The organism is Terriglobia bacterium, assembly GCA_020072565.1.
In the GTDB taxonomy this organism is placed as follows: domain Bacteria; phylum Acidobacteriota; class UBA6911; order UBA6911; family UBA6911; genus JAFNAG01.
Window position 1 is genome coordinate 62315 of sequence record JAIQGI010000022.1, and the last position, 12858, is coordinate 75172.

10 protein-coding genes are annotated in these 12858 nt (G+C 56.8%); 6 read left to right on the forward strand and 4 right to left on the reverse strand.

What is annotated here, in order from left to right; translation table 11 throughout:
- Positions 1-306 precede the first annotated feature (306 nt).
- The gene (locus LAP85_15665; GenBank protein ID MBZ5497841.1) at positions 307-2130 is read right to left on the reverse strand and encodes an ABC transporter ATP-binding protein/permease; all 1824 of its coding nucleotides are present in this window, start codon (positions 2128-2130) and stop codon (positions 307-309) included.
- A 459-nt stretch (positions 2131-2589) separates the two neighbouring features.
- On the opposite strand from LAP85_15665, the gene LAP85_15670 reads away from it, so the two are divergent.
- Positions 2590-3198, forward strand: coding sequence for a dual specificity protein phosphatase family protein (locus tag LAP85_15670; protein MBZ5497842.1), 609 nt, complete (start codon positions 2590-2592; stop codon positions 3196-3198).
- Positions 3199-3362: 164 nt separating this feature from the next.
- Here the strand turns inward: LAP85_15670 and LAP85_15675 are convergent, their stop codons facing one another.
- Together LAP85_15675 and LAP85_15680 are read right to left on the reverse strand one after the other, a co-directional pair.
- Complete coding sequence (locus LAP85_15675; GenBank protein MBZ5497843.1) at positions 3363-3866, reverse strand: hypothetical protein; 504 nt, start codon at positions 3864-3866, stop codon at positions 3363-3365.
- A gap of 381 nt (positions 3867-4247) precedes the next feature.
- On the reverse strand, positions 4248-5561 hold the full coding sequence (locus LAP85_15680) for a zinc dependent phospholipase C family protein (GenBank protein ID MBZ5497844.1): 1314 nt from the start codon (positions 5559-5561) through the stop codon (positions 4248-4250).
- Between the two features lie 568 nt (positions 5562-6129).
- Between LAP85_15680 and LAP85_15685 the strand changes: the two genes are divergently transcribed.
- From LAP85_15685 to LAP85_15695, 3 genes are all read left to right on the forward strand, one after another.
- Positions 6130-7020 carry a hypothetical protein gene (locus tag LAP85_15685; GenBank protein MBZ5497845.1) on the forward strand — a complete coding sequence of 297 codons (891 nt, stop codon included), beginning with the start codon at positions 6130-6132 and terminating at the stop codon, positions 7018-7020.
- A gap of 681 nt (positions 7021-7701) precedes the next feature.
- Positions 7702-8481: a Crp/Fnr family transcriptional regulator gene (locus LAP85_15690; protein ID MBZ5497846.1), complete on the forward strand. Its 780-nt coding sequence runs from the start codon at positions 7702-7704 to the stop codon at positions 8479-8481.
- Positions 8482-8529: 48 nt separating this feature from the next.
- Positions 8530-8772 carry a hypothetical protein gene (locus LAP85_15695; GenBank protein ID MBZ5497847.1) on the forward strand — a complete coding sequence of 81 codons (243 nt, stop codon included), beginning with the start codon at positions 8530-8532 and terminating at the stop codon, positions 8770-8772.
- 107 nt (positions 8773-8879) lie between these two features.
- On the opposite strand, the gene glgP is transcribed toward LAP85_15695, so the two are convergent.
- On the reverse strand, positions 8880-11426 hold the full coding sequence (gene glgP, locus LAP85_15700) for an alpha-glucan family phosphorylase (GenBank protein ID MBZ5497848.1): 2547 nt from the start codon (positions 11424-11426) through the stop codon (positions 8880-8882).
- Between the two features lie 346 nt (positions 11427-11772).
- Here glgP and LAP85_15705 point away from each other — a divergent pair, with 346 nt between their 5' ends.
- Positions 11773-12474, forward strand: a complete 702-nt coding sequence (locus LAP85_15705; GenBank protein ID MBZ5497849.1) for a lipid-binding SYLF domain-containing protein — start codon at positions 11773-11775, stop codon at positions 12472-12474.
- A gap of 96 nt (positions 12475-12570) precedes the next feature.
- Positions 12571-12822, forward strand: a complete 252-nt coding sequence (locus LAP85_15710; GenBank protein ID MBZ5497850.1) for a GlsB/YeaQ/YmgE family stress response membrane protein — start codon at positions 12571-12573, stop codon at positions 12820-12822.
- The last annotated feature ends 36 nt before the right edge of the window (positions 12823-12858 follow it).

A 12858-nucleotide genomic window follows, 5' to 3' on the forward strand; every position in this document is an offset into this window, starting at 1 on the left:
CGTCGCGAGCGGCAATCTGGCAGATCGTGCTGCGAGATGGGGCAAAGTGTTACGTCATATTTGTGGCTGGCAGCGCGAGCCACACTTTCTTATACTGCGGCGGCAGTTCCCGTGTCAGTCTAGTATTGCTCATACATTTGATCAATATTGCTCACGCTAGTTAATGACGGGGAACCACCTTGTGGTGACGAGTCGAAGTTACGGACTGGCCGAGAATCATAGCGGGCCGTGCGCATGGGGCTTGCGAGGCGAACTCAAATATAGGTTTGCCGCCCGGGCTGAGGGGATCATCGTCGGCGTTGCCGGCTAAGTTTTTTGTGTGTCCGCCGCTTGGCGATCTTCCCTGCGAAACTGGATTTCATAAAGCTCCGAATAGAGGCCGCCTGCCGCCAGCAGCTCGTCGTGGGTGCCCCGCTCAACGATAGTATTGTCTTTCACCACGAAGATAATTTTGGCGTGCCAGATCGTCGCCAGATGATGCGCAATGACGATGCAAGTCTTGCCTTCCATCAAACGGTCGAGGGCTTCGAACACGGCCTGCTCGGACACGGCGTCCAGTCCTGATGTGGGCTCGTCCAGAACTAGGATGGGAGTATTGCGGATAACGGCCCGCGCGATGGCGATGCGCTGGCGCTGGCCCCCGGAAAGCGTCACGCCGCGTTCGCCGACCATCGTGTCGTAGCCCTCGGGCATCACCTCAATGAATTCGTCGGCGTTGGCCAGTTTTGCCGCGCGGATAATCTCCGCTCGGCTGGCTTCCGGGCGGCCATAGGCGATGTTTTGCCATACGGGTGCGTGGAACAGAAGCGTCTCCTGCAAAACAAAACTGATCTGCTGGCGAAGCGATTTCATCGTGTAGTTGCGAATGTTTTTCCCGTCGATTTTGACTTCCCCGGAGACGGGATCGTAGAAGCGCGCAACCAGGCTGATGATGGTAGACTTGCCGCCCCCCGTCGGGCCAACGAATGCCGCGACTTGGCCCGGCTCGATCTCGAAGCTCACATCTTTCAGGATCAATTGGTCTTGGTTGTACCCAAACGAGACTTTGTCAAATTCGATCTTGCCCTTGAAGCGCGCGGCGGGGCGCGCGCCCGGCTGGTCACGCATTCCGCTATCGGTCTCCAAAACTTCGCGGATCCGCTCGAACCCCACCGCTGCCTTTGAGACGGTGTCCGTCATTTTGGAAAGGTCACGCATAGGCTTATACATTTTGCCCAGGTAGAGCAAAAAAACGACCAGCGCACCAACGGTGAGTTGGCCCGCCAGTACCAGGCGCGCGCCGTAACCGAGCATCAAACAGGTCCCCGTCGCTACGACAATCTCGACGATAGGTGAGAGCTTCATCTTGATGCTGCGCGCAACAAGGGTCATCTCGACATTTTCCAGGCTCTGGCGCTCGAAGCGGCGCTCCTCGTAGTCCTCACGGGCAAAGGCCTTGACCACGCGGATCGAGGAAAAAACTTCCTCGACAATCGAAACCAGCTCGCTCTCTTTCTTTCTTACGTCGCGCGAAGCTTTTTTGATGCGCCGGGTGAAGATGTAGACCACCAGGAAGAGCACGGGCGCAACGGAGAGCGAGATGAGCGTGAAACGCCAGTTCAGGTAAAGCATGACCCCGATGATCCCCAGTAGGGTGAGGACACTGGCTAAGATGCCCAACAGCGCCGTGGTGACAAAGTCCTGAATAGCTTCAATGTCGCTCGTCACCCGGCCGATGAGGTCGCCGGTCCTTTTCGCGTCGTGCTCGGCCAGCGATAGGCGGTGGATGTGGTGATAGAGCGTACGCCGCAGGTCGTGCATGACCCATTGGCCGACGCTGGTGGTGAGGTAATTCTCCAGTAAGGAGCTGAGTGCGCCTACGATGGCAATGACCGCCACCGCCACAACCGCGAAGTTGAGGACAGCCAGCTTGTTCTGCCCGATCCAGCCGACCATTACGCTCATCCAACCGGGCGGCCGTTTGGACTGAAGCAGGTAATCGAGAACGATCTTTAGAGGCCAAGGTTCGAGCAGGTCGGTTGCGGTTGCGCCCGCCACCGCCAGCAAGGCCAGCGTCAATGCTTTCCAGTGGGGCCGTAAGAAGTCGATGATGCTGAGACCTTTGGACTTCTTGGCCGCATGCGGCGTCATCGTCATTCTATACTCGGATGCGTATCCGCTCAGCGACGCAACAGCGGATAGAGTCTTTATCTGTGACTTCTTCGCTTTTCTGCAAGAAGTTACAAGCCGCTATCCTCTTCTGTCTCATTGGTTGCAGCCGAAGGCCGTCGTAGACTGAACAAAATGCCTTTTGGGGTCGGAGTCCGGCTGTTGCGCCGCCCCAGCTTCCGGATTGTAGGTGTTCAAGAATCCTGAATTCGTTATGTAAACTTCTTGGTGGCTGCTGAGTTGCTCTAAAGCTTACAGCTACCGATCTTACACCCAAATGATCCTGCGAACGCGGAATTTGCTCATAATGCCGGGCACCTGATACAAAAGTCTTCCTTTTATTTGTAACTCCTGGATCCAGCGAGCATCATTATAGCGTTGGCAACCGAACCGGCTCTTCTCGAATCACAACAAAAGCGCGGAATCGCAGCGAGGATTGAAATGCATCAACCGAATCAGGCACGAAGGCGGCGAAATTGGCTCTTTTTATGTGCCTGCATAACGATCCTGCTCACTTCAATGCTGCCGCACGGCATATGGGTCGGAGCCGCAGCCGGCCCTCGCGTCCTCATCGACAATTTTGGCCAGATCAACCAAAACTATTACCGTGGCGCACAGCCGAATGCCTCTGGATTCATGGAATTGCAGCGGCTGGGAATAAAAACAGTCATCGATCTCCAGGAAGACGGAAATAGCCAGGAACCTGCATGGGCTCGCAACGCAGGCATGCAGTACTTCAATATTCCCCTTTCCAGCACGCGGCCCGCAACCGACGGGCAAACGGAACATTTTCTCAAACTCGTCAATGACCCGCAAAACTGGCCGGTCTTTGTCCACTGTGCCGGCGGCAGGCATCGCACCGGGGAAATGACGGCCATTTACCGGATCACCCGCGATTCCTGGACTGCGGATCAAGCCTACCAGGAGATGAAGCAGTACGATTACTACTCGATAGGGGGGCACGGCCCGCTCAGGGACTACGTATTCGAATACTACAGCAAATATGTCGCAGCTAAGATTGCTGCCGCGAACGCCGATCGAGTGAAATGATCCGGATGATCTCTGCCTCAGAATTAACTGACTATTTCTCCCAACCGATAGGACGCTCTCGAAAATCTGCCGAGTACCAGCACATCCAAGTCCACATCAAAGTCCACCTGGGGGAAGTGGCTTAAGTTAGCACATACTAGTAGCAGCCCTTGATGAACGCCTTTCTAGCGTGCCGCGGGAGGCTCCTTGTCCATCGGGATGCCAGCCAGGTAACGGTAAAAAGCCACTGCCCGGTTAACGGAGGATGCCTCGTGCCCCGCTGTCAAGGTGTTCACGTTCTTACCCGTGCGCGCGATGCTGTAATAACGCCAGACGTCCTGCGACTCCCGTTCGAGGAAGTAAATCGACTGTATTTCGCCCGGATGGAAAAGGGGAAGCAGCAAGTAGCGCATGGTGGTGATGTTTTCGGTATCGAACACCAGTCGATCGGGAGAAACGCTCAGCATGCGCATTCGATACATCGCTTTTCCCGACAGGTTATCCGCCTGCTGAAAGTAAAAAAACTTCCCTTCTGCGATCTCGTCCGGCGAAAAGTCCTGGCGGCGTCGATCGCCGGGTGGCCCGGTCGAGGCATAAGCACCGACGATCAGCGTTTGCCATTGCTTGTGCGTGGTTGACCAATAAAGCATCCCCTTGAGTTCGGAAATCGCCCCGATGCGGCGGAGCATGCCGTCGGCTCCCGCGGAATTGCGAAAGCGCCCGACCGTAACCACTAATGTCGCAAATCCCCGTGTAGTCCAACCAGTGCAGGCAGGCGGTGTCCAGTCGCGGCCCAAGTCGGATCGGTCCCAGAATCTTGTGGTGGGCGGCTTATCCAGGTCGGGATATGGGGGAAAGGTCTCGCTTCCACAAGGAGGCTGCGGCCCAGGATCCGGATGGCTCAAAACTGCGCCGCAAAAAATCGCCGTCAACAATGCCAAGAGGATGACTACGGGCCGTCCTGGACAAAGAGGCATACGGAACACTTGCCGCCAACTTTCATTTCCGGCGATCTCTTCATTTAACGGTACCGGGATTCTCACCTTGCGACCGGAGCCCGCTGATGAGGGTCACTTTTTAGGACCGTTTGCCAGGGCCGGAACCGGAGATATCAGTTTCAACTGATCCAGCGCAGTGAGGATGCTCTGCCAGCGCACCGTGTCCTTCTTCGTCCCGATCGGAGCAGAGAGGTTGGCATAAAAGTTCAGGATGTTCGTGCGCAGGTCGGCTGTGGTCAGATCGAACTTCCGCACTGACTGCCTGACCAGCAACTTTGCATAGGCGTCGTCTGCCAGCGAATATTCCGCTGCCTTGGTCCCCTTGCCGTCATCCAAATCGCAATTGGGAAGCACGATTGAGTCAGTGCGCACTTCTTCGAGAAAGGCCCGGTATTGGTCGACGGTAGTATTGATGCTCTTGAAATATAGCTCTTCAGTCGCCGCGGTCGGGTTCTTGAACGCCATGGCCTTGAAGGGGCCCTTTTTCGGCATGTACCGCATGAGCGTTGCCAGGATCCGGGAGGCGATTCCGGGCTTACGGTAGTCCTTTCCCCATTCCCTTTCATAATCGGAGCGCGACAGGCGGTACAGGAACTTTTGTTTCGCAATACTGGGTATCTCGTTCATCAGATCCTTCTTATGTGTTTGCAGCGCGACCTGGGTCATTTCGGGAATCAGCCTGGCGATAGCGAAACGATACGAGCCGATCGTGAGATCCGCGCGGGGAAGCACATCTTTCAACTCTACTCCGTATACGACCGGGAAGGCCCGTTCCAGCAGGGACTTGGACACTTTAAACCCGATGAAGTCATGGTAGTGCTCCGAAGCATAACGATTCTTGGCAACCTGCACCATGTCGAACCCGAACTCAGTTTTCAAATGGGCCGTCTTATCCTGCGCAAACCTGACGGAGTTGCCATACTTCGCTTGTAGCTTCGGATACTCAATCGCTACTGAAAGGTTGACAGCCGGGTGGCCGGCAATGTCCGACGCATAATGCGATAGAGCGCCCAGAGCGAAGGCGTACTCGTTGGCATCCTGGCTTTGAAGCAGCAGCTCGCGGACGAAGTCTCCACTGCGAACGTAATGCACCAGGTTGCTGAATTCCACGCTGCCGAACGGGTAGTAACCGAGATCCTGGATAACGGCGCCCCCGTAAGCGTAGGCATGCGCCTCCGTGATCTGGTCTTCCGACAATTCCGGATAGTGCTGGTGCAGCAGAGGGCGGATCCCATCGGTCCAGAGCAGGTCCACAATTTCCATGTGCGTGAGCACGGAGTATGCAGACAACCAGCCGTTGCACATGAGCAAAATAACGAGGATTGCCGGCACACGGAGAAAGAGGAGGCGCCTTCTCACAGCGCTGGCGCCGGGCGATGGCGCCATGTGCTGGGACTTCGTGAAACAAATGCCTGATTGCTTTATGATGGATTCCACGGCTTAGATTTCCCTCCAGTGGCGTCAGCGTTACTGCAATTCCCCATTCCATTTATACGCTGGGTCAGAGTGCACCTCTGTGCACTACTGCTCACATGTCTGGTCAAACTTGCTCATCCCTCCATACCTCCAGGTATGAGACCGCAGATAAATGCAGATGAACGCAAATGCGGATCGGCGTTTATCTGCGTGCATCCGCGGTTCCAGTGCCTCAGCGGAAACCCTGTGCGCGCGGACGACAAATCTCTTGGGGGCGAGACCCACAATGTAGAGCGGGTGACACTCGTCGCTGCGTTTCTCTGCAATGAGCTATTTTGACCAGACTTGTGAGCAGTAGTGAACTGACACCGGATTATCGCAAAGATATAGTTGGAGTGCCTTCAGGATCTGGTGGGAGGCGGATGGCAGAAGAGGGAAGGGTTATTGTATCCTCTCTTGCCTATTGTGCTCCTCGTTGCCTGGCATTTCGGACGGGCGATGTTTCTCGGAGCGACTGGATCATTAAAGGAGGAGTACAATGAGAGTTACTTTCTCGAACCGGGTTTTGATGGCGATTGTAATCGTCATAGTGTCGTTGGTGGGAATGAGCATACTGACCAGCGCGCAGCAACAACAGCAGCAGGATCCTAAAAAGCAGCAAGACATAAAAAAGCCGCAAGACCAAAAGCAGCAGCAACAGCGGGCCCAGCAGCAGGACCAAAACAAGCAGCAGCAACAGCGGGCTCAGCAACAGCAGCAGGACCAAAACCGTCAGCAGCAACAGCAGCAGGCCCAAAATAGGCCGCCGCAGCAGCAGCCGGAGCGTCTCTCACAACAGCGTCAGCAGCAACTCATTGTACAGCAGCAGCAGCAGATGACGCAGTACCGTCAACATGTGGATCAGGAGGCGCGTCTCGCACCACAGCGCATAGCACAACTCCAGCAACAAAATCGTATGGCGCAGTACCGATTTCAACAACAGTACTTAGAGCGCCTGCATCAGCAGCAACTACGTCTCCAGAACGATCGCAACCATGATTATTATGGTGATCCGTACTTCTACACGGCTCCAAACTATCGATACAATCGTGGCGGCATCTACTACGAGACAAATCAGTACGGCGCAAATTTACTCCGGCAGGCCGTGAACTATGGTTATGCGGAAGGATTCCACGCCGGACAGGCAGACCGGGCGGATGGATGGCATTCCAGCTATCAGGATTCCTTCGCATATCAGGACGCCAACTACGGCTATATTGGCTATTATGTCGACCAGGACGCCTACAACTACTACTTTCGCGAGGGCTTCCGTCGCGGCTATGACGACGGCTACATGAGCCGCTATCAATATGGCCGCTATGATAACGGCACCTATCGTATCCTTGACGGCATTTTAGGAGGGATTCTCATATTAAGGGCGCTTCGTTAAGATCCAAGACAGGGGTGCTCTAAGCCAGCGCCTGGCTCCACTGAGCAAGAAGAATCAGGGGGGAGCCAGACGCGCCACGGCGCCTTGAGCCTGGAAACAATCGAGGCACGGGCGGTCACTTCGGTCTGGCCGTCAACGACCAGACCCACTCCACGGTGCCGAACCGTCGGTGGCCACCCCGATCTCGTGACTCGACGGCTTCTTAACCCGGATTATTCATGAGTAAATTGCAAAAAAGAGGAGGGCGCACGTTTATCCACATCTCTCCGGTTCGATGGCGAGCCCTATACCGAGGGCTGAAGACTTGTTAAGGAGCGCGATCGTTATGGAATGGTGGGGTGGAAAATTCGTGTACCTGGATGGATTTTTTCGATGTGGCGGACTAAAATTTAACCGAGTGGTCTCGCTTATGACGAATAAAGGGCCCCACGCAGGGCAGTCAACCGGGTCGTGGCAAGACTGAGGTTGGAAAAGTTCAATTCCTTGGAAACCACCAAAATGGACGCGAAACGACTCTCGTGTTTACCTTGAGTGACTGTTTTTGCCCATCCTATGCGCATTCAGAAGGGCGTTCTTCTAATCCGACGGTTTGCCCAGAGCGGGACCGATCTAAATCGAGTGGCGTCTCGACTTGACACGGGGAGTACGAAACGAGGAATCATGCCGCAAAAGCAGCCAAACATGATCTCTCTGGAGAATCCGGTGAAGCTGGATCCTGGAGCCGGCAACGGCGCCAGGAAGCAGCGCGCGAAAGCAATCACTTCCGATGCTGCACCAGGCTTGCAGCAAGAGACGGAGGCAGTTGCGGCGCGTACGAAAAGCCAGCCTGTCGATTGGGAAGCCATCCTCACCAGCATTTTCCGCGGGAAAACCGTTTTGGAATACGGAACGGACCGCACCGTTTTCCGGCAAGGTCAGCCTGCGGATTCCTTGTTCTACCTCAGGCGAGGCAAGGTGAAGCTCACGGTTATATCCCAACAGGGCAAGGAAGCTATCGTCGCCGTGCTGGGCGCAGGTGAGTTCTTCGGTGAGGGATGCCTCGCAGGTCAACCATTGCGTATGTCAACGGCGGTCGCGATAACGGATTGCACCTTGGATAAGCTTGAGAAGTCTTTAATGGCGCGCATACTTCACGAACAACACGATGTCTCGGAATTGTTCGTCAAGCATCTGCTTTCGCGGAACATCCGATATGAAGCGGATCTCGTCGACCAGCTTTTCAACTCGAGCGAGAAGCGTTTGGCCCGGATTCTTTTGCTGCTTGCTCATTTCGGCAAGGAAAGTAAAGCCGAGAGGGTACTTCCAACCGTAAACCAGGATACCCTGGCGCAAATGGTCGGCACAACCCGGTCGCGTGTCAGTCATTTCATGAATAAGTTCAGGAGCCTGGGATTCATCGATTACGGTGACACCGGATTGACGGTCCACAGTGGCCTGCTCAACGTGGTCCTGCACGACTAGAATCGCTGTCAAATCTGCCTTGATCAGGACTTCTATGATCGAAACGGGGTGACGAGCGAAGCCCGCGGCCCGCACGGCCCCTTTCATCACCCGATGGCGCTGCCCATTCTGTTCGACGACGGCTTCCGCCCGCCGGCTTTGCGGATCGAACGGCTGGAAGGAGACAGCCGTGACTGCAGGAACGGCGTCGAAGATGTGACGCTCTCGGGCCGCGGCGAGGAATGCCAGGTCGATCGGATCCTGGTTGGCCTCCTGGGACGTGAGCGCAGCCAGCAAGTGCGGATATGCTGACGTCGCACCGAACTCGGTCGTGAGCTCGCGGGGGAAATTCACCAATTCCGTAGCGGGCGGCCAACTGTGTCCTTGTTGGGCGAGCAGGCGTTCAGGCGTCTTCATCATCAGCGCTGCCAGAGGATTCGAGGGGTTTCCAGGGGAACCGCTACACCCGGACAATGCGGTATGACTCGCGCCGTATGCTCTGCCGCCGGGCGTGTTGCAGGCACCTGCGCCTGATAGACGTAACCGTTGGTCCCGTCTCCCAATTGCCGGACGGGCGTCATCTCCCGCCGCATCGGAGCGCCGCCGTTGACTCCGTCGGCATAAAGCTCGACTCGAACAGCCGTCGGGTCGAGGCCATTGAGATAGACCTGGACGTCAAATAGGTGCTGCTCGCCATCAGTTTCCACCTTCATTTCGCCGAAGCGCAGCGTGGCCCATTTCTGTTCCAGGGTGCGCTGCCAATTCGCCACCTGCTCACCCACTGCGCCTTGATCGGCAGCGCGCTCGCGGTAGGTTGCCGCCGCCGGGAGGTAGTGTTGCTCGGTGTATTCGCGCACCGTTCGGTCGGCGGAAAAGCGCGGTGTCAACCGCGCCATGCTTTCGCGCATCCGCGCGACCCAGGCGGTGGGGATGCCGTCTTTATCGCGGGCATAGAACTCGGGGATCACCTCGCGTTCGAGCAGGTCGTAGAGCGCGTCGGCTTCGACAGCGTCCCAGGCAGGATCGTCGCCATGTTCCTGCCCATCACCCAACGCCCACCCCACTTCAGGCGTGTAGGCCTCCGCCCACCAACCATCCAACTCCGACAAATTGATGCCTCCATTCACGAGCACCTTCATGCCGCTCGTTCCGCTCGCCTCCCACGGCCGCCGCGGCGTGTTGATCCAGACATCCACCCCCTGCACCAATTGCTCGGTTAAGAGCATGTCGTAGTCACCGAGGAAAATCGCATGGGGGCGCGTCTCCGGCCGTCGAATGAAATGCGTCCATTCCTGAATCAAGGCCTGCCCCGCCTGGTCTGCCGGATGGGCCTTGCCGGCAATGATGAGCTGCACCGGGCGCTCAGGGTTGGTCAACAAGCGAAGCAGCCGCTCCGGGTCGCGCAGCAGCAGGTTCGGTCTCTTGTAAGTCGCGAAGCGCCGCGCAAAGCCCAGCGTCAATGCGTTGGGATCAAACAGATACTTTGCAACTTCAACCTCCTCGCGCGCCGCGCCGGAGGCGGCCAGTTGTCTCGACAAGCGTTCGCGAATGTATTCAACGAAAGACCTGGTGGCCGCGGTGCGCAGTTGCCAGAGTTTGGCATCCGGGATGCGACGAATATCCTGCTCCAATGTTTCCGTCTTCCCCAGCCAGCGGTCCTTGCCACAGACCTCCATCCAAAGATCGTCGGCTGCCGCCGAGTCCCAGCTCGGCATGTGGACTCCGTTGGTCACATGTCCGATCGGCACTTCGTCCTGCGGCCAGCCGGGAAAGAGAGGCCCCAGGATCTGCCGGCTCACCGTCCCGTGCAGGCGACTCACGCCATTGACCGCCCCACTCCCGCGGACCGCCAGATATGCCATGTTGAAGCTCTCCGATGAGTCGTTCGGGTTCTGGCGGCCCAGAGCCAGCAAATCGTGAAGTGTAATGCCGAGCTTCTGCGCGGCATAGCCACTGAGGTATTGCTCGATGAGTGCCGGATCGAAACGGTCAAAGCCGGCGGCCACTGCCGTATGGGTGGTGAAGAGGTTGCCCGCTCGCGTGACGGCCAGTGCGACTTGGAAGGGTTGCCCGGTCTCCTGCATGAAACCGCGGGCGCGTTCCAGCACGGCGAAGGCCGCATGTCCTTCATTGAGGTGACAAACTTCCGGGTGGATGCCGACCGCGCCGAGCAGCCGCCATCCGCCGATCCCAAGGAGCAGTTCCTGCTTAAGGCGCAGCTCCGGCCCGCCCCCGTAAAGCTCGCTGGTGATCCCTCGATGAACGGGGAAGTTTGCCGCGTCATTGCTGTCCAGCAGGTAGAGCTTTACTCTGCCGACCTGGACCTGCCAGGCGCGCAGCCAGACCGAGTAACCGGGCAAGGCAATTTCCAACCGCAACCAATCCCCGTTGGGCTGGCGCAACGGCGTGATCGGCAACTGTCCGGGGTCGTTATACGGGAAGAGGGCCTGTTGCGCCCCGTCCTTATCAATCTCCTGCCGAAAATACCCTCGCTGGTAGAGCAGCCCCACGCCGACCACCGGCACGCCCAGATCGCTGGCGGCTTTAAGTTGATCGCCGGCCACATTGCCTAGACCTCCCGAATAGATCGGGAGAGCTTCGCTCAACATGAATTCCATGCTGAAATACGCGACACAGGTCAGGGGAGCCTGCGGATGATTTTGCTGAAACCACGCCGGCGCCGCAGCCGCGTGCTCCTTGGACTGCACGAGGGCATCTACTTTCCCTCGGAAGGCGGGATCGGCCAGCACGCGCTCGAGCTGGTTCCGCGAAACCGTCTGCAGGACCACCCAAGGGTTATGCGTGAGTTCCCACAGCGCGGGATCAAGCTGCAGCCACACTTCGTCAGCGGCATGATTCCACGACCAGCGCATATCCAGGGCAAGCTCGGCGAGGGGATCGAACCCCTCGACTTCCGTGGGTAGAAGACCATAAATCGGGTGGATGACACGGGTTTGCATGCCCATAATCTCACCCTATTATAGCAGGACACGAATTCGATGCCGTGATCGTCTTGAGTGAAGCCAACCTGAGCAATTTTGACCAGATGCTTGAGCAAAACTGAACTGACACTGCATTTACCCCGGGGTATACATGAAATGGGGAGCGGTATAACGGCTGACGCCAATCGGACGAATCTTGGCGAATTCAACCGCTAGAGGATTAGAGAAGTTGTGACGACTCCAGCTTACTTGCTAATTCCTGCCGTCATTCCTCCGACGTACGAAGCGAAAGCCAGCCGGGGTTTTGTGATCAACGATGCTTGAGTCATGAAGTCGAACAGGCTTGGAATCAAAAACCAGGGAGAAATTTATGAAACTGCAAACGTTGAGAAGACTTGGAATTACCTGCGTCGGCGCGGGCGTATTGTCCGCGGGAATGTTGTTTGCGGAAGAGAGCGCGGCTTCGCGCTTGACTGCGGCATCCGATGTCATGAAGCAGATTATGGCGACGCCGGATAAGGCCATTCCGAAGGAGTTGCTTGAGAGTTGCCAGTGTATCGTGATCGTTCCTGGAATGAAAAAGGGCGCGTTTATCGTGGGAGCCAGCTACGGCAGGGGCTTCATGATGTGCCGCCTGGCTTCAGGCACGGGTTGGTCCGCACCGGCAGCCATAAAGGTGGAAGGCGGGAGCGTGGGTTTTCAAATCGGAGGCTCGGAGACGGACGCCGTCATGCTTGTCATGAACACCGGAGGCGTTGAAAAACTCCTTTCGAGCAAATTCACACTTGGAGCGGATGCTTCCGTGGCAGCCGGGCCGGTGGGCCGCACCTCGTCGGCCGATACAGATCTCAAGATGCACGCGGAGATCCTGTCCTATTCTCGCGCACGAGGCGTTTTTGCCGGTGTCTCGCTGGACGGCGCTACCCTCCGGCCCGATGACGACGCCAATGCTGAGCTGTATGGAAAGGGAGTAACGAACAAGGAAATCGTCACGGGCACGAAGACGAGGAAGTCGGCGGAAGGAGCCAAGCTGACCGCGGACATGAATAGGTATTCACTTCGGAATAAATAGTCATGCCCAGGTCTCCGCGTGGCCAGGAAGCCCATCGAGTCAACCGGTGGGTTTCCGAAGCCACGCGGGTACAACAGATGACAAAGGAGGACAGATATGTCATTTCTAACTTGGGTTGTTCTGGGTTTGCTGGCCGGATTTATCGGCAGCAAGCTTGTCAATAAAAGGGGAGAGGGCATTTTGCTCGATATTCTGCTCGGAATTGTGGGAGCAATTGTCGGCGGATTCTTGTTCAACACGCTCGGAGCCCGCGGGGCAAGTGGCTTGAATCTTTACAGCCTGTTTGTTGCTGTTGTGGGCTCGGTCTTGTTTCTGGTGATCTACCACGCCATGTTTCGACGGGCGTGAGCGGCGCGACGGCCGGGTGCCCACAATTCGCAAGTT